The 22,800-nt window shown below is 61.6% G+C and carries 16 protein-coding genes and 2 riboswitches; of the genes, 11 read left to right on the top strand and 5 right to left on the bottom strand.

The annotated features are described in order from the left end of the window. Positions 1 to 94: 94 nt before the first annotated feature. On the bottom strand, positions 95 to 1,666 hold the full coding sequence (locus CVS30_RS13755) for an aminopeptidase P family protein (protein WP_245934608.1): 1,572 nt from the start codon (positions 1,664 to 1,666) through the stop codon (positions 95 to 97). Positions 1,667 to 1,770: 104 nt separating this feature from the next. Between CVS30_RS13755 and CVS30_RS13750 the strand changes: the two genes are divergently transcribed. From CVS30_RS13750 to CVS30_RS18160, 3 genes are all read left to right on the top strand, one after another. Continuing rightward, positions 1,771 to 2,619 carry a PHP domain-containing protein gene (locus tag CVS30_RS13750; RefSeq protein ID WP_110485967.1) on the top strand — a complete coding sequence of 283 codons (849 nt, stop codon included), beginning with the start codon at positions 1,771 to 1,773 and terminating at the stop codon, positions 2,617 to 2,619. Between the two features lie 365 nt (positions 2,620 to 2,984). Beyond that, the gene (locus tag CVS30_RS13745; protein ID WP_110485904.1) at positions 2,985 to 4,676 is read left to right on the top strand and encodes a sodium:solute symporter family protein; all 1,692 of its coding nucleotides are present in this window, start codon (positions 2,985 to 2,987) and stop codon (positions 4,674 to 4,676) included. A 9-nt stretch (positions 4,677 to 4,685) separates the two neighbouring features. Then, positions 4,686 to 4,817, top strand: coding sequence for a putative transporter small subunit (locus tag CVS30_RS18160; RefSeq protein WP_220033925.1), 132 nt, complete (start codon positions 4,686 to 4,688; stop codon positions 4,815 to 4,817). A gap of 91 nt (positions 4,818 to 4,908) precedes the next feature. Here CVS30_RS18160 and CVS30_RS13740 read toward each other — a convergent pair whose 3' ends face one another. Further along, positions 4,909 to 6,555: a DEAD/DEAH box helicase gene (locus tag CVS30_RS13740; RefSeq protein ID WP_110485903.1), complete on the bottom strand. Its 1,647-nt coding sequence runs from the start codon at positions 6,553 to 6,555 to the stop codon at positions 4,909 to 4,911. Between the two features lie 263 nt (positions 6,556 to 6,818). After that, complete coding sequence (locus CVS30_RS13735; RefSeq protein ID WP_110485965.1) at positions 6,819 to 8,276, bottom strand: RNB domain-containing ribonuclease; 1,458 nt, start codon at positions 8,274 to 8,276, stop codon at positions 6,819 to 6,821. 65 nt (positions 8,277 to 8,341) lie between these two features. On the opposite strand from CVS30_RS13735, the gene CVS30_RS13730 reads away from it, so the two are divergent. Continuing rightward, on the top strand, positions 8,342 to 9,046 hold the full coding sequence (locus CVS30_RS13730; RefSeq protein ID WP_110485902.1) for a ferritin-like fold-containing protein: 705 nt from the start codon (positions 8,342 to 8,344) through the stop codon (positions 9,044 to 9,046). 99 nt (positions 9,047 to 9,145) lie between these two features. Further along, positions 9,146 to 10,555 carry an MFS transporter gene (locus CVS30_RS13725; RefSeq protein WP_245934607.1) on the top strand — a complete coding sequence of 470 codons (1,410 nt, stop codon included), beginning with the start codon at positions 9,146 to 9,148 and terminating at the stop codon, positions 10,553 to 10,555. 162 nt (positions 10,556 to 10,717) lie between these two features. Here the strand turns inward: CVS30_RS13725 and CVS30_RS13720 are convergent, their stop codons facing one another. After that, on the bottom strand, positions 10,718 to 11,962 hold the full coding sequence (locus CVS30_RS13720) for an MFS transporter (RefSeq protein ID WP_245934606.1): 1,245 nt from the start codon (positions 11,960 to 11,962) through the stop codon (positions 10,718 to 10,720). A gap of 119 nt (positions 11,963 to 12,081) precedes the next feature. On the opposite strand from CVS30_RS13720, the gene CVS30_RS13715 reads away from it, so the two are divergent. Continuing rightward, positions 12,082 to 13,065, top strand: coding sequence for a LysR family transcriptional regulator (locus CVS30_RS13715; RefSeq protein WP_245934605.1), 984 nt, complete (start codon positions 12,082 to 12,084; stop codon positions 13,063 to 13,065). A 46-nt stretch (positions 13,066 to 13,111) separates the two neighbouring features. Here the strand turns inward: CVS30_RS13715 and cycA are convergent, their stop codons facing one another. Beyond that, positions 13,112 to 14,584 carry a D-serine/D-alanine/glycine transporter gene (gene cycA / locus CVS30_RS13710; protein ID WP_110485899.1) on the bottom strand — a complete coding sequence of 491 codons (1,473 nt, stop codon included), beginning with the start codon at positions 14,582 to 14,584 and terminating at the stop codon, positions 13,112 to 13,114. Positions 14,585 to 14,761: 177 nt separating this feature from the next. Next, a riboswitch (glycine riboswitch) is annotated at positions 14,762 to 14,878 on the bottom strand. Positions 14,879 to 15,101: 223 nt separating this feature from the next. Next, positions 15,102 to 15,197: riboswitch (glycine riboswitch) on the top strand. Between the two features lie 153 nt (positions 15,198 to 15,350). Here cycA and gcvP point away from each other — a divergent pair. The 5 genes from gcvP to CVS30_RS13685 all read left to right on the top strand — a co-directional run bounded on the left by gcvP (position 15,351) and on the right by CVS30_RS13685 (position 22,691). After that, positions 15,351 to 18,218 (top strand): aminomethyl-transferring glycine dehydrogenase, encoded by a 2,868-nt coding sequence (gene gcvP / locus CVS30_RS13705; protein ID WP_110485898.1) that lies wholly within the window; start codon positions 15,351 to 15,353, stop codon positions 18,216 to 18,218. A gap of 33 nt (positions 18,219 to 18,251) precedes the next feature. Further along, complete coding sequence (gene gcvT, locus CVS30_RS13700; protein WP_110485897.1) at positions 18,252 to 19,373, top strand: glycine cleavage system aminomethyltransferase GcvT; 1,122 nt, start codon at positions 18,252 to 18,254, stop codon at positions 19,371 to 19,373. An 84-nt stretch (positions 19,374 to 19,457) separates the two neighbouring features. After that, a complete protein-coding gene (gcvH, locus tag CVS30_RS13695; RefSeq protein WP_110485896.1) occupies positions 19,458 to 19,841 on the top strand; it encodes a glycine cleavage system protein GcvH in 384 nt (127 codons plus the stop codon). Beyond that, on the top strand, positions 19,838 to 21,154 hold the full coding sequence (gene glyA, locus CVS30_RS13690) for a serine hydroxymethyltransferase (RefSeq protein ID WP_110485895.1): 1,317 nt from the start codon (positions 19,838 to 19,840) through the stop codon (positions 21,152 to 21,154). The genes gcvH and glyA overlap by 4 nt, the downstream gene beginning before the upstream one ends. 139 nt (positions 21,155 to 21,293) lie before the next feature. After that, entirely contained in the window at positions 21,294 to 22,691 is a 1,398-nt protein-coding gene (locus tag CVS30_RS13685; RefSeq protein WP_110485894.1) for an L-serine ammonia-lyase, read from the top strand. Positions 22,692 to 22,800: the final 109 nt, after the last annotated feature.

The raw sequence follows: 22,800 nt of genomic DNA, 5'->3' as shown, positions 1-22,800 counted from the left end.
CCGTCGTCCTTAAAGAACTCTGCCGCACTTAGTGCACGAAAAACACCCTTTTAGGATGAATCCTTGCAATAAGTGCGGCACAGCTACCAAAAGGCTAGGAGAGCTTGGCCATCCAAGCCTCGACGTCATCCGGCGTGCGGGGAAGCGCGGCGCTCAGGTTGACGGGGCCGTTGGCGGTGATGAGGATATCGTCCTCGATGCGCACGCCGTTGCCACGGAACTCGGCCGGGATGGCCAGGTCCTCATCCTTGAAGTACAGGCCGGGTTCGATCGTGAAGACCATACCCTCGGTGATGACGCCGTCAAGGTAAAGCTCGGCACGTGCCTGGGCGCAGTCGTGCACGTCCAGACCGAGGTGGTGGCTGGTGCCATGCGGCATCCAGCGGCGGTGCTGCTGACCTTCGGGGGAGAGGGCGACCTCTGCCGTGACGGGCAGCAAGCCCCACGCGGCGAGCCGGTCGACCAGCACCTCCATGGCTGCCGTATGGACTTCACGGAACTTGCGTCCCGGAACGGCGACGGCGAATCCGGCGTCGGCGGCATCCAAGACAGCCTGGTAGATCTTGCGCTGCACCTCGGTGTACTTACCGTTGACCGGGATGGTGCGCGTGATGTCCGCCGTGTAGAGCGAATCGGCCTCGACACCGGCGTCAACGAGCAACATCTGGCCCTCGTTCACGGTTCCCGTGTTGCGGTTCCAGTGCAGCACGGTGGCGTTGTTGCCGCCAGCAGCAATGGTGTCATAGCCAAGCTCGTTGCCTTCTTCGCGGGCACGGGCAAAGAAGGCGCCTTCAACGACGCGCTCGCCGCGCTCGTGAGCCACTGCCCGGGGCAGGGCCTTGACGATGTCCTCGAAGCCGTTGATGGTTGCGGCAACCGCAATCTTCATCTGCTCGATTTCCCAGGCATCCTTGATCAGGCGAAGCTCGGAAAGTGCCTCGGCCAACTTGCCGTCCAGATCGTCTAGGGCGCCAAAGTCCAGGGCGTCCGGGTTCTGGGCCGTGTTGTAACGGGCCGTGTCCACGAGAGCGTCGATGTTCTCGTCAACCTTGCGGACCAAACGGATGGAGGTGCCACCCACGGAAGACTCGCCAACATTCTTGGTGATGGCCACCTCCAGTTCGGTGACATCGGCCGTGGGCATGCCCAACAGCGCCTGGAACTCGGGCAGGGTGGGGCGTGTGCCAATCCAGAACTCGCCGCTGCGAGAATCCGCGTAGAACGCCTTCGTGTCCCGGCCAGCCATGGGGCGGAAGTACAAGGTGGCGCGGTGGTGGCCGCTGTCGTCCCCGGTACCCTCGGCAACCGGGTCCATGACGAGCACGGCGTCGGGCTCGTGGTCCACGCCGAGGCCGGTCAGGTGGGCAAAACCGGAATGCGGGCGGAAGCGGTAATCGCAGTCGTTGGAGCGAACCTTCAAGGGCCCTGCCGGGATGACGAGGCGCTCGGACTTGAACTGCTCGGAAATCGCACGACGGCGGCGGGCGGCATGGTCTGCCACCTCGGCTCGGGCGGGGAGTTCGGCAGTCGACGGCGCCCAGTTGGCGGCCATGAAGGAACGGAAAGCGTCAGAGTCGGGGCGCTGCGAACGGTTGTTCACGCGCTCCTCGAGAGGCTGATCGCTTGAGTGGTCGGGGTGCGCGGAGGATTGCTCTGTCTGGTTCACCCCTTAAGTCTCCCACCGCATCCGCCGTGGGACAAAGAACCGCCCAGGGCGGCCGTTTGAGTGCGGCGCTGCGCTCTGGCCCGGAAGCCACGTACTCTATGAAGGTGAGGATCGATTTGCATGCGCACTCAAATATTTCCGACGGCACCCAGCGCCCTGCCGAGCTCGTCGCGGCCGCTGCAGCCGCGCGGTTAGACGTGATGGCGTTGACCGATCATGACACCACAGACGGCTGGGCCGAGGCGCTCACGGCGGCGCGGCACCATGGCGTCGGCCTGATCCCGGGCATGGAGATCTCGTGTAAAACCTCCCAAGGCATCAGCGTTCACCTGCTGTGTTATCTGCACGACCCACTCGATGCCGGCCTGGTGGAGGAAATCACGAAGGCGAAGGTGGCTCGCCTGACCCGGGCCGAGAGCATGGTGGCACGGCTGGCCGAGGACTACCCGCTGAACTGGGACGACGTCAGCGCCCATGTTGCCCCCGGCGCCACGATCGGCCGTCCGCATATCGCCGACGCGCTGGTTGCCGCCGGGATTGCTGCCGACCGCAACGAGGCCTTCGCCACCATCCTCACCTCGCACTCGCGCTACTTTGTCAGCCACTACGCCCCGGATCCCGTCCTAGCCGTGGAGTTGGTTCGCGCGGCCGGTGGTGTCCCCGTGTTCGCGCACCCGCTGGCGTCGGCCCGGGGTCGGGTGGTGGCCCCGGAGATCTTCCATGACATGATCGACGCCGGACTCCTCGGTTTGGAGGTCGAGCACCGGGACAATCCTCCCGAGGCCCGCATCTGGTTGCGCAGCCTAGCCCTGGAAAAGGGTCTCATCGTGACCGGTTCCTCGGACTATCACGGAGCCGGCAAGCCCAATCAGTTCGGCGAAAATCTGACGAGCCCCGAGGCGTTGGAACGCATCGTGGCACAGGGAACCGGCACGGCACCCTACCTGCCCTAACCGCACTGGTTTGCATCTTCGCTATTCTCTCTTAGAAGCAGCAATCATCTTGAATCATGAATGCGCTGTTACAGTAAGAGTTGACGATTGCTTTACAGAGGGTGGCTACACGCTGCCCGTGAATCGTCGTATTCCCGTTGCCGGCTGAACGTCAGCCGTTGAATTTCCGGTAGTGAAACCTCGCGTGAATCGCGATTCACTTTGGGCCGCCTGCGCAGAGAAATCTGCTTGCCTTGGCGGCTGATCCCGGGCGGGAAAGCGCGCCAGCTAGGTCCCTCACCGGATGATTTTCTGCACCCTTTTGCGGCGGCGCGCGCTGTTGTTGGCGGAATGCCGTTGGATTCCGTCCTAGCGAGAGGACAAGTATGGTGCCGGATGGCGCAGGACTGAACCAACTGGGAGGTTGGACAGTCATCAGCTTATTAGTGCTCTTTTTTGGTGGCACGTTACTCATGACCTTCTTTATTGGTCGAAAGAATGAAAATGCCGACGGATATATGACCGCCGGTAACAAGGTGGGCTTTGGAATTTCCGCGGCCAGCATGACAGCGACATGGATTTGGGCGTCGTCAATGTACGCCTCCGCAACATCGGGCTACACCTACGGGATTTCCGGGCCGATTCACTATGGCTTGTGGGGAGCGTTGATGATCTTGTTCATCTACCCCTTTGGCAAGCGCATCCGAGCCGTGGCACCCAAGGCTCATACCCTGGCCGAGATTCTGTATGTGCGGCATGGGAAGTCGAGCCAGCTGATGCTGGCAGGGTCCAATATTGTGGGCTCCCTGATCAGCATCACCTCCAACTTCATCGCCGGCGGCGCCTTGATTGCGCTGCTGTCCCCGTTTAACTTCACGCAAGGCATCGTGTTCATCGGCACGGGCATCTTGTTGTACTCGCTCTGGTCAGGTTTCCGGGCATCTGTCCTGACAGATGCGGCGCAGATCTTTGCCATGCTGGGCGCCGTCATCATCATTATTCCGGTGGTGTTCTTTGCCACCGGTGGTACGGATATGTTTGTCACGGGGGCTGCGAATCTCACTCCGCAGCAATCGAGTTTCTTCTCCTCGGATGCATTCCTGAATCAAGGCGCGCCCTATATTGCAGCCGTTCTGGCCTACGCCATTGGTAACCAGACCATTGCGCAGCGCCTCTTTGCCGTGCGTGAGGATCTTATAAAGAAGACCTTCATCACGGCCACCGTGGGCTATGGTGCCACGATCATTGGTATCGGCATGCTGGGCGTTATTGCCCTCTACGCCGGCGTCGTCCCGTTGGATGGGGACACCAACAACCTGATCCCGCAGATGGCCGCGACGTATCTGAGCCCCGTCTTGCTAGGCCTCTTCCTTGTCATGATTGTTGCCGCGCTTTCATCCACGGCAGACTCGGATCTCTCCGCCATGTCCTCCATCATGATGGCCGACGTGTATGGGCAGAACATCGCCAAGGAAGGCCAAGCCAACCCCAAGACGATGTTGTTCATTGGCCGGATCACGATGGTGGTCGCCACAGGGGCTGGGCTGTACTTCGCAAGTGGGCAATTGAACATCCTTGACCTGTTGGTCTTTGTCGGTGCCCTCTGGGGTGCCCTGGTCTTCCCTGTGATTGCGAGCTTCTACTGGGAAAAGGTCACCAACAAGGCCTTCACCGTCTCGGTTTTGGTGGCACTTGCGTGCTTTATCCCGGTGCGTTTTGCGTGGATTCCCATGTCGGGCGCCACCGGAATCATCGTCGACATTCTCGCCACGGTCGGCATTGGCGTGGTTCTTGGCCTGATGGCATTTGGCTTCTTCGGGCTCAAGGTCGCCAAGATTGTGGCAGCCGTGGCCATCCTGGCGACGGCACCCTTCGCCATCGGATTCTTGCACGATTACGCGATCCTCTCCGGATCACTCGTGGCGTACTCCGTCAGTACCTTGGTCTGTTATTTCATGTGCTTCCGCAACCAGGCCAACTTTGATTTTGACACCATCAAGGAGCGGATCGGCGACTTTGATAACCGCCAGGAAACCAACCACGAATCCGCAGAAGCATTGCTCGAGAAGAAAGCGTAGGCGCAATCCATGAGCGTATTTTTACTCTCCCTGTATGTCTTGATTTGGCCGGTCATTGTTGCCGGTGTGCTGTTTGTCCTGGGCCGGGGCCTGTGGCATGAGATTCGCGAGGCTAAGCGAGAAGGCCGCTCGCTGATTTAGTCAGCCAATAAAAAACCCGCAACTGCTACTCACGGTGCCCCTCAAGGGAGCATCGTGAGCCAGCGGCTGCGGGTTACTTTGTAAAAGCGGATTACTCGCCGTTTTGCGGCTGCGCAACCGTTTCGCCGTTACGACGACGGGTACGCGTGCGACGGGCGCGCGGAGCAGCTGTTTCGGTGCTGGCGCTGGTGGTCTCGGTGGGAGCGGCGCTTTCAGAAGACGGACGACGGCGGCTCCGGCCACCCTCGCGCTTCTCGGCCGAGTCGGAGGTGTTCCGGCTTTGGCCCTGGTTCTGGCTGGTGCCACGGTTTCCACCGCGACCGCCGCCACGAGGTGCATCCTGCCTGGGGGACTTGCCCTTGCTCGGTCCGCCCAGATCCTCGAGCACCTCGGCGCCAATACCGGCGTGCGTGCGCTTGTCGCGCGGCAGACGACCCTTGGTGCCGGCCGGGATATCCAGATCCGTGTACAGGTGCGGCGAGGAGGAGTACGTCTCGATCGGCTCGGGCACGTTCAGGCCCAACGCCTTGTTCACGAGAGCCCAGCGGGGCATGTCATCCCAGTCGACAAAGGTCACGGCCGTACCCTTGTTGCCGGCGCGACCCGTACGGCCTACGCGGTGCAGGTAAATCTTCTCGTCTTCAACACATTGGTAGTTGACCACGTGCGTGACATCGTCGACGTCGATACCGCGGGCGGCAACGTCGGTAGCGACGAGCACATCTACCTTGTTGTTGCGGAAGGCACGTAGTGCCTGTTCGCGGGCGCCCTGGCCGAGGTCACCGTGGATGGCGGCTGCGGCAAATCCGCGGTCCACCAATTCCTCGGAGACCTTGGCAGCCGTGCGCTTGGTCTTGGTGAAGATGATGGAACGGCCGCGGCCATTGGCCTGCAGGATGCGGGCCAAGACCTCGATCTTGTCCAAGTTGTGGGCGCGGTAGATCAGCTGGCGAATATCGCGCTTGGTCATGCCCTCGTCCTCGGGATCCGCGGCGCGAATGTGCGTGGGCTGTGACATGTAACGGCGGGCCATGGCAATGACCGGGCCGGGCATGGTGGCCGAGAACAACAGGGTCTGGCGCACGGGGGGAGTTCCGGCAATGAGGGTTTCAACGTCGGGCAGGAAGCCCAGATCCAGCATTTCGTCGGCCTCATCGAGAATCACGATGCGCACGTGCTTGATGTTCAGGTGACGCTGCTTGAGCAGGTCAATCAAACGGCCCGGCGTACCAACAATGAGCTCGACACCCTTTTGCAGGGCCTCGACCTGAGGCTCGTAGGCGCGCCCACCGTAAATCGTGGCGATGCGGATGCCGCGGTGCTTAGAGGCGGTGGTGAGGTCTCCAGCGACCTGAACCGCGAGCTCGCGAGTCGGCACGATGACCATGGCCTGAGGGGCGCCCGGTGCGGCAAGCTTCTCAAAGCCCTTGTCCTTGGGAGCCACGATGCGGTTCAGCGCCGGGATACCGAAGCCAAGGGTCTTACCCGTTCCGGTCTTGGCCTGGCCGATGATGTCGTGCCCCGTCAGGGCGATCGGCAGCGTCATGGCCTGGATGGGGAAGGGGTGGAGAATGCCGGCCTCGGTCAAGGAGGAGACAATCTCGTGGTGCACGCCAAAGCTGGCGAACGTTTCTTTTTCTTCGTGGCGGGCTGGCTCGTCGCTGCTCAAGGTTCCGTCAATTTCAACGATCTCGTTGCTGCTGTCTGCCTGCAGGAGTGAATCTGCTTCAATGCTCAAATGCTTACCATTCAATTCGTCTATACAAGGTGCCAGTGGCCGGGCTCAACGCGGGCGCGGGAGGCCTCACGGAACGCAGGACAGTGGCACAATCTAGGGAAGCCGATCGCGGGCTAACAAAAACTTGCCCTCCCTTCGTTTCATAAACGGTGCGGGAGGAGCTGAAAAGACGCGCGTTGGGGCGGGTTTGTTGAATCAATACTCTTTAATCAACGACCGGGCATCCATGTCTACAAGAATCAGTCTAGCCGCACACCTTAGCTTTACGCTGCCGGAACGAACGTTACGCTGCGCTTGGCAATATCGACGGCGGCCAGCTTGACCCGCACCACGGTTCCGGGCGTCAGATCCCCTTCGCAATAAGCACTCACGGCGGGGACACGGATCTGGATCGAGCTGCGTGGTGTGGACTTGGATCCATTAGAGCGCGGCCCGGCCACCACGACGGCGTCAAACTCCTCTCCCAACAGATGGCTCAGGAGGGCGGCCTCGACCGTGTCGACGGCGGCGCGGTCCACCTTGCCGGCGAGCTGATTCGAGACCGACATGATCTCGGGAAGTTCCATTAAAGCCTCGATCGCCCAGGCCGGGACGTCGTCATTGGCGCACAGCGCGGCACAGATCGCCAGGACAAAACGGTCAACGAGCCGGCGCAGCGGCGCCGTGGTGTGGGCGTAAGGAGCCGCGACTGCCGCCTGCATGATGTCATCCGGCACCGTGCCGTTGAACGGCGTGTACGTGGCGCCTCGGAAGAGGGAGGTGGCCGCGTGCATGATGGCGAGCTGTTTCGGGTCCTCGGTGTTGAGCCGGCGCAGGTACTCGCCATAGGCGATGTCCTTGGTCCACGGTGTTCCCAGGGCCACGGTTTGCAGCCGGAAGGTGGCGACGGCCTCTTCATCCGGGGTGGGCATGGTGCGAAGAATCCCCACCTTGCCCTCGATCATGATGGAGGCTGCGGCCATGCCGGTCAGCAAGGAAATTTGCGCATTCCAATCCTCGATGGGCAGATTCGGGCGGAACTCCAAGACATACCGCCCATCCACGAACTCGACCTCCTGAGCCGGCACGTTCAGGCTGGCTCCGCCGCGGGCCCGCTCGAGGGCGATCCGCTTCGTCCCAATCTCGGCCAACAGCGCTAAGGTGCTGGCGAAGGCGGCAGGCGCGGTCCCGGCGTCGTACATCTTTTGCGCCTCCTCGTAACCGAGTTTGGCGACGCTTTGGACCGTGGCCCGGCGCACCGTCGCGGAGCTCTGGGAACCGTCGGCGGCCAGATGGATCTCCCAGACATAGGCGGAGCGAGGCTGCTGGGCGAAGAGGCTCGCGGCACCCTCGCTCAAGGGCGCGGGGTGCAGGGGAATGCGCTGGCCGGGGGTGTAAATGGTCTGGCCGCGGCGGCGCGTCTCGGCATCGAGCGGACCTCCGGCGGGCACAAAGGAAGGGACATCGGCGATGGCGTAGTGCACCACATAGCCGTCATCGCTGCGCTCCAGATACATGGCTTGGTCCAGATCCTGCGAGGTGGGCGGATCGATCGTGATGAACGGCAGGGCGCTTAGATCCGGCGCGGGGAGCTCATGGGCGGCAATCACCTGCTCCACCTCGGTCAGGACCTCAGGGGCGAAGTCGCGGGGGAGCTTGAACTCCTCGCTGAGCGCGGCAAGAGCTTGGGCAAGGGACTGTTCTGCGGCGCTACTTCTGACGCCAATGTGAGAGTACGGCACGGTTTCAGCGTAAACGATTGCCGCGGAGGAACAAGGGCGGCGCGGCACGGACTACGCTGGTAGTTATGAGTATTTCAGCTTCCGCCGCCGATGATTCCGTTTCCGCAGGCGAACTGAGCGCCCGCTATGACAATTTCGTGGTGGATTTGCTGGGCAGCATCGCGTACGGGGAACTCTCGGCTTTTGAACGTTTAGCGACCGACGCGCGGCACTCGCCATCGCTCGCCGACCGGGCCGTCCTGGGGAAGATGGCCGTTGCCGAATACGGCCACTACGAATCCATGTGTGCCCGGCTCAACGCCATAGGCATGGATCCTGAGCTGGCCATGGCGCCGTATCAGCGCATGGTTGACGCCTTCCACGAACGCACGCGTCCGGCCGATTGGCACGAATCGCTTATGAAGGCGTATGTCGTAGAGGCCATCACGGAGGAGTTCTACGCCGCCATCGCCAAGAACCTCGATGAGCCCACGCAGCTAGCCATCGCCGCGGTACGCACGAGCGACGAGCAGCTAGCCGCCTTGACAGCATTGCTGAAGAAGATGCTGGCCGAGGACCCGCGGCTCTCCTCGCGCCTGGCCCTGTGGGGTCGGCGCATGGTGGGCGAGGCACTCACACAGGTCCAACGCATTGGCGCCAAGCACAGCTTCCTCGTGGGGCTGCGCCCGGATGGCACGCAGGAGCAAGCCGCCGCCGAGGTTGCCGTCATTGTGAGCGCACTGACCCGCAACCATTCCCGGCGCATGAGCCAGCTGGGACTGACCGCCTAAGTCCCTACGCCCCACGCTGCGGGTTGTTCTGCGTAGATCGCTCGGTTCAGTGAGTGGACGTACTGTGTCACATCGTGGGCATGTGGCTAGGCTTGTGCGGTGAGAATCAAAAGCACGACGACGAACGGCAGCAGCTCCTTTAGCCGCGCCTTGGCGCTTTTGGTCGCCGGGACCTACTTCATGGAGATCCTGGATGGGACCATCATCGCCACGGCGGCCCCGGGGATCGCTGCCGATCTAGGGGTCCGGGCGGTGGACATCAATCTGGCCATGACGGCGTACCTGATCACGCTGGCCGTGGGTATCCCCATCAGTGGCTGGCTCGCCGAACGCTTTGGCGCCCGCAAGGTGTTCACGGCAGCCATTGCGGTCTTCACGATCGCCTCACTCCTGTGTGCCTTCAGCCCCAACCTCGCCGTGCTCTGTGGTGCCCGCATGCTGCAGGGGCTCGGTGGCGCCATGATGGTTCCCGTGGGCAGGCTCGTGGTGCTCCGCGACGCCGACCGCAAAGAATTCCTCGAAGCCATTGCTTATCTGACTTGGCCGGCGCTCATTGCTCCGGTACTGGCCCCGGTCCTTGGTGGTTTATTTGTCACGTACGCCAGCTGGCACTGGATCTTCCTGATCAACGTCCCGCTGGGCGTCATCGCCTTCATCGTGGCCCTGCGCGTGGTGCCGGATATCCGCGCTCGCAGGGTGCCGCCGCCGGACTGGGTGGGCTTCATCCTATGCGGGTTGGCCTTGGCAGCCTTGGTGATTGGCATGGAACTGGTGGGTTCGGATCCCACGCCGTGGACCGCCGTCGTGCTGTGGCTTGTGGTATCCGTGGTCAGCACGGTGGCGGCGCTGGGCTGGTTCAAACGCTCCCGACACCCCTTGCTGGATCTACGCGCCCTGCGGATTCAAACCTTCCGGGTGGGCAATGCCGGAGGCGGCATGTACCGACTCATCATCAATGCCGTGCCATTCTTGCTGCCGCTGATGTTCATGCTGGGATTTGGCTGGAGCGCCTTCGAGGCAGGGCTTATGACCATGGCTGTGTTTGCCGGCAATGTCCTCATCAAGCCGGCCACCTCGCCGCTGATTCGCAGCCTCGGATTCCGCAATGTGCTGCTGCTGAGCAATATTGGCGGCGCCGTGGTGCTATTCGCCTGCGCCTTCCTCGGGCCACAGACACCGCTGGTCGTGACCGCCGCGGTGCTCTTCCTCAGTGGTGTGCTGCGATCCATCGGTTTCAGCGCCTACAACACGCTGCAATTTGCCGATGTGCCCAAGGCTCGGATGGCGGGGGCGAATACGCTCTCGTCCACGATCGCTCAGATCGCGACCGGACTTGGGGTGGCCGTGGGCGCGCTGATCTTGCGCGCCACCCAAAGCCTCTTGAATGGATCGGAGGCCGTGGTGAGTTATCAATGGACCTTTGCCGTACTGGGTCTGATCATGCTGTATCCGGTCATCGAAGCCGCGGCGATGCACCGCAGCGGCGGCGATCAGGTCCGCACCAGGTAATTTTGTACCCATTCCGTACTTCGCCGCACTCTTTTAAGCAGTACCTGCGGGTGTTGCGTGGCCCCGGAATTCTCTTAAGCAGCTTCGGTGGGTGTTTGGCCGCCTGACCCGCATGAGCTGCTTAAAGGATTTCTCCACACTGCCGCTACCCGCAGGAGCTGCTTAATCGATTTGAGAAGTGCTTTGATTTCGGCTGCTTGTCACCGGTCGTCCCGGAAGAAGTGTCACGGCCGCCACCGCAGCGACAAGGGCCAGAACGGCCAAGACGCCAGCCATCGCACTCCACCCGAGCTGCTGGAAGACAAGTCCCGAGCTCCAGCCCACCACGCTTGATCCGGCGTAGTAACTGAGGTTGTACAGCGAGGAGGCCTGAGCGCGTCCCGTCGTGGCCAGGGCGCCGGTCCAACCCGAGGCGATGCTGTGAGCGCCAAAGAAGCCCGCCGTGAATAGCACCAAACCCATGAGAATCACGGCCACGGGGGCCGCCAAGGTCAGGGCAAGCCCGGCCACCATGGCTCCCGTGCAGCCCAGCAAGACCGTACGTCGCCCCCAACGGCTGGCAAGAGTGGCCACCATTTTTGAGGACACCGTACCGGCGAGATAGGCCAGGAACAACAACGCCACGGCTGATGCCGGAAATAGATACGGCGGGGCTTCGAGCCGGAAACCGAGATAGTTGTAAACACTCACGAAGGACCCCATCAAGAGGAAAGCCTGAGCGTAGAGAGCTAGGAGCTTGCCATTGCGCAGCTGGGGGAGCAGCTTGCCAAGGACCGAGCCAAAACCCTCGGAGCGCGCGGGCACAAAGCCGCGTGGTTTCGGTGCCAACACGAGGAAGGCCACAGCTGCGGCGGCGGCACAGAGCGAGACGGCCAAGGTGCCCATCCGCCAACCGGCAACGTCGGCCACGGGGCCAGCTAAGAGCCGGCCAAAGAGGCCACCTAGCGAGGTTCCGGCAACGTACGCCCCCGCGGCGGCCGTTGCATTGCGTGGGCTGACTTCCTCCGTGAGATATGCAATGGCCAGAGCCGGAATGCCACCCAGCGCGGCACCTTCTAAGAAACGCAGAACTAGCAGGGCCTCAAAGGTGGGAGACAAAGGAACCAGTAGCCCCAGGATAGTGGCCAGGATGACGGCCAATCCCATGGTGCGGACGCGGCCCCACCGGTCAGCGGCAAACGACCACGGCAGGACAGCCACGGCTAGACCGACGGTGGCCGCCGAGATGCTGAGCGCAGCTTGTGCGGCGGAGACATTGAGATCGCGGGAGATGAAGGGCAAGATGCCCTGCAAAGAGTACAGCTGGGCAAAGGTGGCGACACCGGCACAGGCCAGTGCCGCGAGGATCCTACGGTAGCCGGTGCTGCCTTGGAGGTGACCCGCCCACGGGGTGTCGGTCTTAAACACGATCCACGTCGATCCCGTGGTTATTTGAGAAGTTATCGGCCCTATTCACATATTCCACCGTAGAACGCAGTAATTAATGCGTCTAATGCATTAGAAATGCATAAATAATCCATATTTGGATGACTTGGGGCGTGGCTGCGTGGTTCCATGAGGTTATGGACACTGACGAGAAGGATCTGGCGAAGCTCTTACCGGCCCTGCCCATCCTCGTGGAATTGGGAATCAGCCGGCATATCACGGCCACCGCCGAAGCGTTGGGGATTCCGCAGTCCACGGTGAGTCGCACCTTGGCCAGGGCGGCAGAGGTTGTGGGGACACCGCTGCTCTTGCGTAAAGGGAGAGGCGTGGAGCTGACACCGGCAGCGCTGGCTCTCATCCCGCGAGCGGCGGAGGCCTTGGACCAGATCCGTGAGGGTCTAGCCTTGGCGCGGCAAGAGTCGGGGCAACAATTTGGTCGCATCCAAGTGGCTTTCCAACATACTTTTGGTGAGGTGGCGCTGCCGATCCTCATCAGGGCCTTCGCGCACGAGCATCCCGGCGTCACCTTTGATTTACAGCAGGGGAGCAGGGCCTTCTGCTTGGATCTGCTGACGACCGGATCTGCGGATCTTGCCCTGGTCGCGCCGCCGCCGGCGCCCAGCAGAACCATGGGGTCTGAGGTGCTGTATTCGGAACCATTGAAGCTCGTGGTACCGGCGAGCCATCCGCTCGCGGGATCGCCCGGCATCAGACTCGATGCTGTTCGGGACGAACCTTTTGTCATGCTGGAACCTGGCTTTGGCATGCATTCGATCGTGCAGTCGCTGTGCCAAAGCGCAGGGTTTCGTCCGCGGATGGCATTTCAAGGCCAGGACCTACACACGATTCGAGGCCTCGTCTCGGCAGGTCTGGGACTTGCCGTGGCCCCTCCGGAACGAGAAACGACCCAAGCGCTGCGCAGTGGCGGCTTGGGTCGTTGCGAGGTGGATATTCTCTGGCCGAGTGCTCATCGAGAGGTGGGCTTGGTCTGGCGGAACCGCTCTGATGGATCCGCTCAGGCCACTCGCTTTCGCGATATGGTGCTCTCCTCAGGCAAGCAACTCCTGGGGACCATGCTGCAGTGAGGTTTGCCCACGAAGGTACGGGCAAACCTCACGGCTGTTATTTTTCTTAGGAGCTCTTGTCCGCGTCCAAGTAGGCATCGCTTTCGTCCTTGTCGGTGCGCAATTCCTCCTTGAACTTTGCGTAGCGGGCGCGGTGGCTGGGGGTCTTGCCCACGAGGTACCAAACTATGGCTAGAGCAATGAACCAGATCGGCGTCACCAGCAGGGCGATCAAGGTGTCACGCTGCGTGGTCAATGCCCAGAGAACAAAGGCAAAGAAGACAAAAACCGTGTAGACCATGGGTTTGCCACCAGGCATCTTGAACTTGGAGCTCTGATGCAATTCCGGACGGCGCCGACGGAAGGCCAAGTAGCTGGCCAGAATAATGGACCAGACAAAGACGAAGCAGACAGCGGAAACGGTGGTGACCATTTCAAAGGCCTTGCTGACATCCTCCCCGACGTACAGCAGCACCAGGCTCGAGAGGAGCAGGATGCAAGAGAGGAACAGGGCATTGTTGGGGACCTTGCGCTTGGACAACTTCGCAAAGCGCGACGGCGCATCGCCTTCCTGTGCCAAGCCGTAGACCATGCGCGAGGTGGAGTAGATGCCCGAGTTGGCCGACGACATGGCCGAAGAAAGGACAACCAGGTTGATGATCGTGGCGGCGGCACCGAGGCCGGCCAGGGAGAACATCGCGATGAAGGGGCTCTTGCCTGCCTCGAACTGGGTCCAGGGAATGACCGACATCAAGATGATCAAGGCACCTACGTAGAAGAGCAGGATGCGGACCGGGATGGAGTTGATGGCCTTGGGAAGGTTCTTCTCCGGGTCCTTGGCCTCGGCGGCAGTCGTTCCAACCAGTTCAATGCCCACGAAGGCAAAGACGGCAATCTGGAAACCAGCAACGAAGCCCATGAATTCGTTGGGGAAGAATCCGCCATGGCTCCAGAGATTGGTGAAGCTGGCGGTGCCGGAATCCGACTGGAAACGGCTCAAAATCATGAACAAGCCCACAAAGATGAGCGCCGCAATCGCGATGATCTTGATCAAGGCGAACCAGAATTCCGTCTCGCCGAAAGCCTTCACGGTCGTCAGGTTCAGTACCAGCAAGATGCCGATCGTGACCAGGCCTGGGACCCAGAGGGGGATTCCCGGCCAGAGTACCTCGGAGTAGGCGGCGATGGCGATGACATCGGCAATGCCGGTGATGACCCAGCAGAACCAATACGTCCAGCCGGTGAAGAAGCCAGCCCAGGGGCCGAGCAAGTCAGCAGCGAAGTCGCTAAATGATTTGTACTTGAGGTTGCTCAGCAGGAGTTCGCCCATGGCGCGCATGACGAAGAACAGCATGAAGCCGATGATCATGTACACGAAAATTACGGAGGGCCCGGCGGCCGAGATGGTCTTGCCTGAGCCCATGAACAAACCGGTGCCGATGGCCCCGCCAATGGCAATGAGCTGGATATGCCGGTTGCTCAGCTGCCGCTCTAGATGCGGCTCCGACTGGGCTTGCGTGCTGGATTGGATACTCGTCAAAGGAAGACCCTTCGTTTTAGGTGGCAGGGTGCACCACGAAGATTTGCTTCCTCCCCACTCTGTCTGGGACCTGAGAGTTTCCGCGATGCCTTGACATACTTTAAGGCACCGCTTGCACCTTCGGTGAGCACGGATCGGTGCGCGGAGCGCAAAGGCCATGCTGCTTTCCAGAGTTGCCTCGCCGCGGCGGTACATGGGCCTGAGAGATTCCCGGGGAGGGTTTGCTCCTTCGGCGCCCACTGACTGGCTGCGCTGAGCGTAGCTGTACCGGCGGAACTCTCCCGCCGCGGATCATAGGCACTTCAATTACTAAGTTTGGTGACGCGAATCACAGAATATCTAAAGTGTCTACCGGGCGCAATGTCTGTCCACAATATGACAGAAGGAAATTGTCGCGAACACATGGCGGGAGGAATTTGTCGCGAGAATTTGAAGCCATGCGCTGGACAATGCTTGGCAGTCGAGGGTTTTATCGTGTAGTCTGTGCTTCGAATCACCCCCAATTTAATATGCCTTTTGAACCGTGGCGGGAGAGTCCTCCAGCTATTTTGGTGGCGCCGTAGGAGCAAATCCTCCCCAGGAATCTCTCAGGCCCCCGTACCGTCATGGTGAGGCAACTCTGGAAAGCAGCCACGGGTGTTTCGTGGCTCACCGACGGTGCAAAGTGAATGAATCATTCACGGAATCTCTCAGGTCCAAGACAGAGCGGGGAGGGACCCAGCCCATGCCGCATCCCCTATGGTGCGGCCGTATCTTGGAGTTCCTCATGACGATTCAGTCCAGTCCAGCGATTTTTGCCGACCGACACATCGGTGCCCGCCAGCCGTCCCACATCGAGACCATGCTCAAGGCCATCGGCTACGACAGCGTTGACTCCCTCGTTGACACGGCTGTTCCCGATTCCATTCGTCAATCACAGCCCTTGGCACTCCGCTCGGCCCTGAGCGAAGTTGAAGTTCTCGCGGAGCTGCGAACCATTGCAGGCAAGAACAAGACGGCCGTTCAGATGATCGGTCAGGGCTACTACGACACCGTGACCCCTCCGGTGATCATGCGCAACATCCTTGAAGCCCCGGCCTGGTACACGGCTTACACCCCGTACCAGCCTGAAATTTCTCAGGGCCGCCTTGAGGCACTCCTGAACTTCCAGACCATGGTCAGCGACCTGACGGCTCTGCCCGTCGCTAACGCCTCCCTGCTCGACGAAGCAACCGCCGTCGCCGAGGCCGTGCTGCTCATGCGTCGCGCCAACAAGTCCAAGACGGCCGCTAACGGCAAGACCGTGCTGGACGCGGATCTGCTCCCGCAGACCATCGCCATCGTCAAGGGCCGCGCCGAAGCTCTCGGCTTCGAAGTTGAGGTCGCCGATCTCGCGCAGGGCCTGCCCGACGGTGAGATCAACGGTGTCGTGCTCCAGCAGCCTGGTGTTTCCGGCCGCGTCTTCAACCACGCACCCGTCATCGCTGCAGCCAAGGAGCGCGGCGCGCTTGTCACGGTTGCCGCAGACCTACTGGCGCTGACCTTGATCAGCCCTCCTGGTGAACAGGGCGCCGACATTGCTGTTGGAACTGCCCAGCGCTTCGGCGTGCCGCTGTTCTTCGGTGGCCCGCACGCCGCTTACATGGCCGTCCGCAACGGCATGGAGCGTTCACTGCCCGGCCGTATTGTTGGTGTTTCCGCGGACAACACCGGCCTGCCGGCTTACCGTTTGGCGCTGCAGACCCGCGAGCAGCACATCCGCCGCGAAAAGGCTACGTCCAACATCTGTACGGCTCAGGCCTTGCTGGCGATTGTCGCCTCGATGTACGCCGTCTACCACGGCCCGGCCGGCCTGAAGGCTATCGCCGAGACGGTCAACGGCCACGCCCGCACCTTGGCATCGGCACTGCAGGCGTCCGGCGTCGAACTGGTTCACACCTCCTTCTTCGACACCCTCACGGTCCGCGTTCCCGGCCGTGCCAGCACGTTGATTGCGCTGGCCGAAAAGGACGGCATCAACCTGCGTCCCATCGATGCTGACCACGTCGGTATCTCCGTCGATGAAACCACGACGGCGGACATCGTCGCTCGCGTAGCCGTCGTGTTTGGTGCCGCGGCAGCAGGAGACGGAACGGACCAGGGCGCTGTCTCTGACTTCGCGCTTCCGGCCGAGACCGTGCGCAGCTCGGACTTCCTGACTCACCCCATCTTTAACACGCACCGCTCAGAAACTCAGATGCTGCGTTACATCCGCCGCCTCAGCGACCGCGACCTGGCACTGGACCGCACCATGATCCCCTTGGGCTCGTGCACCATGAAGCTCAACGCAACGGCCGAGATGGAAGCCATGTCCTGGCCCGGATTCGCCTCCATTCACCCCTTCGCTCCGGATTCTCAGACGGAAGGCTGGCGCGAACTCATCGGTGGTTTGGAAGCCGATTTGGCTGAGATCACCGGTTACGACCAGGTCTCCATCCAGCCCAACGCTGGTTCTCAGGGCGAGCTCGCCGGCCTGCTGGCCATCCGCGGCTACCACCTCTCCCGCGGCGATGTGCAGCGCACCATCTGCCTCATCCCGCAGTCGGCTCACGGCACGAACGCTGCCTCGGCAGTTCTGGCCGGCATGAAGGTTGTTGTTGTGGCCACGGCCCCCGACGGCACCATCGACCACGCTGACCTGAACGCCAAGATCGAGACCCACAAGGATCAGCTCTCGGCCATCATGATCACCTACCCGTCCACGCACGGCGTGTACGACGCCGATGTGCGCGAGGTGTGCGATGCCATCCACGCAGCCGGTGGCCAGGTGTATGTTGACGGTGCCAACCTGAACGCTCTCGTTGGACTCGCTCAGCCCGGCAAGTTCGGCGGCGACGTCAGCCACCTGAACCTGCACAAGACCTTCTGCATCCCGCACGGTGGTGGCGGCCCCGGTGTTGGCCCCGTTGCTGCCAAGGCTCACCTGGCACCGTTCATGCCCGGCGATGCTAACTCGGCCCAGACGGGTGCCGGTATCCCGATCTCGGCTACCCGCTTCGGCTCGGCTGGCGTTCTGCCGATCTCCTACGCTTACGTCAAGCTCATGGGTGGCAAGGGCCTGACCGAGGCTACGAAGTCAGCGCTGTTGGCTGCGAACTACATCGCCTCACAGCTCAACGAGCACTTCCCGGTTCTCTACACGGGCGAGGGCGACCTCGTTGCTCACGAGTGCATCTTGGATCTGCGCGACCTGACGGCCAAGACCGGCGTCACGGCAGAAGATGTCGCCAAGCGCCTCATCGACTATGGTTTCCACGCACCCACCCTGTCGTTCCCCGTCTCGGGAACCTTGATGGTGGAGCCGACCGAGTCTGAAGACCTGGGCGAGATCGACCGCTTCATCGACGCCATGATCAGCATCCGTGCGGAAATCGATCAGGTTGCCGACGGTGCTTTCACCTTGCTGGACAGCCCGCTGCGCAACGCCCCTCACACGGCTGCCGCCGTCGTGGATTCCAACTGGGACCGTGGCTACTCACGCGAACAGGCCGTCTTCCCCGTGGCCAGCCTGCGTCAGGATAAGTACTTCCCGCCGGTCGGTCGTATCGATGGCGCAGCAGGCGACCGTAACCTGGTCTGCTCCTGCCCGCCCATCGAAGACTTCGAAGAAAACTAAAGCGTTTACTCTCCCCACCGCAAAGGAATTCCCATGACTGAGAACCACACAGCCCTTTACGGCGAGCACCAGAAGGCCGGAGCTTCATTCACCGACTTCGGTGGCTGGCAGATGCCTTTGAAGTACTCCTCCGAATTGGCGGAGCACCACGCAGTACGCAACGCTGCCGGCCTCTTCGACCTCTCCCACATGGGTGAAGTTTGGGTCACCGGCCCGGATGCCGCAGCGTTCCTGGACTACGCCTTGGCTGGCAAACTCTCGGCTGTTGCCGTCGGCAAGGCCAAGTACTCGCTGATCTGCAACGTTGACGGCGGCATCATCGATGACCTCATCTCCTACCGCCTGGCCGACGAGAAGTTCCTCGTTGTCCCGAACGCGGGCAACGCCGTGACCGTGGCCGGACTCTTGGCAGAGCGCGCCGCAGGCTTCGACGTTGTCGTCGAGGATGCTTCCGCGGCAACTTCGCTGATTGCCGTTCAGGGCCCTAACGCCGTGGCCATCTTGTTGACCTTGGTACCTGCCGAGCAGCACGCTCTCGTGACCGAGATGAAGTACTACGCAGCCTCGGAAGTCACCATCAACGGCCAGGATTTGCTGCTGGCTCGCACGGGTTACACCGGCGAAGACGGATTCGAGATCTACGTTCCCAACGCCGACGCAGCCGGTCTCTGGCAGGTGCTGTTGGAAAATGGTGCGGATCAGGGGCTCATCCCGGCAGGCCTGGCCTGCCGCGACTCCCTCCGCCTCGAGGCTGGCATGCCCCTCTACGGCAACGAGCTCGCCGTGACCGGCCACGCGTACTCCGCCGGGCTCGGCCCTGTGGTCTCGCTCGCCAAGGAAAGCGACTTTGTTGGTAAGGCCGCCTTGGCTGCCATCAAGGAAACGGGCGACGGCGTCACCTCCGGCCGCCGTCTGGTGGGCCTTAAGGGTCTGGGACGCCGTGCGGCTCGCGGACACTACCCGGTCCTCAAGGATGGTGCCACGATTGGTGAAGTCACCTCGGGCCAGCCCAGCCCCACGCTGGGTTATCCCGTGGCGATGGCCTACGTTGACGTGGCCTTCTCCGAGGTTGGCACCGCCCTTGATGTGGATCTTCGCGGCAAGGCTGAGCCGTTCGAAGTTGTTGCACTGCCGTTCTACAAGCGCCAAAAGTAGTTCTTAGTCTCTGCTCCCGCACGAAAGCGGCGGGAGCAGAGGCCACACTCATCGTTTACCCACACTTTTAAGACAAGGATCATCATGAGCAAGGTAGCAGCAGAACTGAAGTACTCCGTCGAACACGAGTGGATTGCTCAAGACGGCTCAGGCCCCACCACCATCGGCGTCTCCGCCGTGGCCGCCGACGCACTCGGCGACATCGTCTATGTAGACCTGCCCGAGGTTGGTTCCACCGTCACAGCAGGCGAGACCTGCGGCGAGATCGAATCCACCAAGTCCGTCTCTGACCTGTTCTCCCCGGTCACCGGCACCGTCACCGAGGTCAACACCGCGGCCATCGATGACCCCGCAGTAGTCAACTCAGACCCGTACGGAGCCGGCTGGCTCTTCAAGGTTGAGGTTGAGTCCTTTGGCCCGCTGCTCAGCGCAGAAGAGTACGCAGCAGCAAACGGTGGCGAGCTGTGAGCGCCGCAACCGCGACCTTTGTCCAGGTAACCTCACCGAGTCTTGACGCCAAGCTTTCTGAGCTCGACCCGGAAGTTGCCGCATCCATCGATGCTGAGCTGGGTCGCCAGCGCAGCGGCCTGGAAATGATCGCCTCCGAGAACCACACCGCGGCAGCCGTCATGGCCGCCCAGGGTTCGGTGCTGACCAACAAGTACGCCGAGGGTTACCCAGGCCGCCGCTACTACGGTGGTTGCGAGCATGTTGATGTCGTCGAGCAGCTGGCCATTGACCGAGTCAAGGCCTTGTTCGGCGCCGAATACGCCAACGTTCAGCCGCACTCCGGTGCTCAGGCTAACGCGTCTGTCATGCACGCCCTCATCAAGCCGGGCGACACCATCATGGGTCTGAACCTGGCTCACGGCGGACACCTGACACACGGCATGAAGATCAACTTCTCCGGTCGTCTGTACAACGTGGTCCCGTACCAGGTACGTGAAGACACCCACCAGGTGGATATGGCCGAGGTTGAGCGTCTGGCGCTCGAGCACAAGCCGGCCCTGATCGTTGCTGGCTGGTCGGCGTATGCCCGTCAGTTGGACTTCGCAGAATTCCGCCGCATTGCTGATCTGGTCGGTGCCTACCTCATGGTGGACATGGCTCACTTTGCTGGGCTCGTCGCTGCCGGTTTGCACCCCTCACCCGTGCAGCACGCCCATGTCACCACGTCCACGACGCACAAGACCCTGGCAGGCCCTCGCGGCGGCATCATCTTGAGCAACGACGCCGACATCGCCAAGAAGATCAACTCGGCTGTCTTCCCCGGACAGCAGGGTGGCCCCTTGGAACACGTGATCGCTGGCAAGGCTGTGGCCTTCAAGATCGCTGGGTCTCCGGAATTCAAGGAACGCCAGGAGCGAGTACTCGCTGGTGCCCACATTCTGGCCGAACGCTTGAACCAGCCCGACGTAGCTGCCAAGGGAATCTCCGTCATTTCCGGTGGCACCGATGTGCACCTGGTGCTGGTTGACCTGCGCAATTGCGAGCTCAACGGTCAGGAAGCCGAAGACCGTTTGGCAGCGATTGACATCACCGTCAACCGCAACGCTGTGCCGTTCGACCCCCGTCCGCCCATGGTGACCTCGGGTCTGCGTATTGGTACGCCGGCTCTGGCGACCCGCGGCTTCGGCGAGGCTGCCTTCGCGGAAGTGGCAGACATCATTGCCGAGGCGCTCATCACGGACGCTGGGGCAGATCTGTCGGAGTTGCGCGCCCGCGTGCAGCATTTGGCTGATGCTCATCCGCTGTACCCGTCGGTAGGGAATCTCTCCTAGCGATACAGTTGCTCACTGCGGTGGATGCCTTGGAGGGCGTCCGCCGCAGTGACCGGCCTTGCTTGCACCGACGTGGTGTGCCCGGCCCTCCGTCAGGATTTTTGACGGAGTAGTATTTGCACTTGAATGAGGTACTCACATGTCTGTTGGCGTTTTTGACTTGTTTTCTGTGGGAATTGGCCCGTCCAGTTCACACACCGTGGGGCCCATGCGGGCTGCCGCAGCGTTCGTCCGCGAACTGGCTGCCAAAGAGTTGCTCGATCAGGTTGCCACCGTCCGCGTAGACCTTTATGGTTCGCTGGCTGCAACCGGTCGTGGACATGGCACCATGACCGCCGTGCTCCTGGGTTTGGAAGGTCGCGAACCCGAACTGATCCTCCCCGCCGAGGTGGAATCCCGGCTGGCAGCCTTTGCCACCGGAGAGCCTTTGCTTTTGGGTGGCAAAATTGCCCTCCCTTATGGCGCAGATGACATCATCTTGCACCCCCTAACGATCCTGCCGCGCCATACCAATGGTGTGAAATTCAGTGTGAGCGATGAGGCTCAGACCGTTGTGCATGAGGCCACGTACTTCTCGGTGGGCGGTGGATTCATCATTCGCGAAGATGCGGTGGATGAAGCCGTTGCCGAGCTCGAGCACTCCAAGGCGCTCCTGCCGTACCCGTTCCGCACCGCCGCAGAATTGCTGGCCCATTGCGAAAGCAGCGGCGGCAACTTTAGCGACGTCATGCTCGCCAACGAACTTGTTGAGCGCAGCGAAGACGAGGTGCGCAGCGGCTTGCTGCACATTCGCGACGTCATGGAAGAGTGCAAAGATGCCTCCTTGACGCGCGAAGGCTTGTTGCCGGGTGGTTTGGGAGTTCGACGGCGTGCCCCGGGTTGGCATGAACGTCTCCGCCGTGAGGACCCTGATCGGGATCCGAAGTTTTGGCAGGAGTGGGTCAACCTCGTGGCCTTGGCCGTCAACGAGGAGAACGCCTCGGGCGGACGTGTCGTCACAGCCCCCACCAATGGTGCGGCGGGCATCATCCCGGCTGTCATGTTTTACGCGACTCACTACACCGACGGCATGCAGAACGCTTCGAAAGAGGCGATTGACGCCGTCGTGGTTAAATTCCTGCTGGCTGCGGGAGCTGTTGGTGTCCTGTACAAGGAGCAAGCCTCCATCTCCGGCGCCGAGGTTGGCTGCCAGGGTGAAGTGGGATCGGCGTCGTCGATGGCGGCCGCCGGACTTGCCGAGATTATGGGTGGCACGCCGGAACAGGTGGAGAACGCGGCCGAGATCGCCATGGAACACAACCTGGGCCTGACCTGCGATCCCATCGGTGGCCTGGTGCAGGTTCCGTGCATTGAGCGCAATGCCATTGCCGCAGCGAAGGCTATCAACGCGGCGAAGATGGCGCTGTGGGGCGACGGTCAGCACCGCGTCTCACTGGACGAAGTAATCATCACGATGCGTGAAACCGGACGAGATATGTCCTCGAAGTACAAGGAAACAGCCATGGGCGGACTGGCCGTCAACGTGGTGGAATGCTAGACCAATCAGCTTGCTGGGCAGTTAATCTGCGAGCAGAAGGAGTTCTTTCATGACGTTGGCGCCTGAGGGTCGTAAGTTGTTGCGTATTGAGCAGCGTAATGCTGCTGTT

Source organism: Arthrobacter psychrolactophilus, from assembly GCF_003219795.1.
Classification (GTDB): Bacteria; Actinomycetota; Actinomycetes; order Actinomycetales; family Micrococcaceae; genus Specibacter; species Specibacter psychrolactophilus.
This window is presented reverse-complemented; position numbering and strand designations above follow the sequence as displayed.

What these genes read in the sequence shown, in the direction of transcription:
- CVS30_RS13745 (WP_110485904.1), top strand. Translation starts at nt 2,985, where the DNA reads ATGGTGCCGGATGGCGCAGGACTGAACCAACTGGGAGGTTGGACAGTC.
- CVS30_RS18160 (WP_220033925.1), top strand. Translation starts at nt 4,686, where the DNA reads ATGAGCGTATTTTTACTCTCCCTGTATGTCTTGATTTGGCCGGTCATT.
- CVS30_RS13730 (WP_110485902.1), top strand. Translation starts at nt 8,342, where the DNA reads ATGAGTATTTCAGCTTCCGCCGCCGATGATTCCGTTTCCGCAGGCGAA.
- CVS30_RS13715 (WP_245934605.1), top strand. Translation starts at nt 12,082, where the DNA reads ATGACTTGGGGCGTGGCTGCGTGGTTCCATGAGGTTATGGACACTGAC.
- gcvP (WP_110485898.1), top strand. Translation starts at nt 15,351, where the DNA reads ATGACGATTCAGTCCAGTCCAGCGATTTTTGCCGACCGACACATCGGT.
- gcvT (WP_110485897.1), top strand. Translation starts at nt 18,252, where the DNA reads ATGACTGAGAACCACACAGCCCTTTACGGCGAGCACCAGAAGGCCGGA.
- gcvH (WP_110485896.1), top strand. Translation starts at nt 19,458, where the DNA reads ATGAGCAAGGTAGCAGCAGAACTGAAGTACTCCGTCGAACACGAGTGG.
- CVS30_RS13685 (WP_110485894.1), top strand. Translation starts at nt 21,294, where the DNA reads ATGTCTGTTGGCGTTTTTGACTTGTTTTCTGTGGGAATTGGCCCGTCC.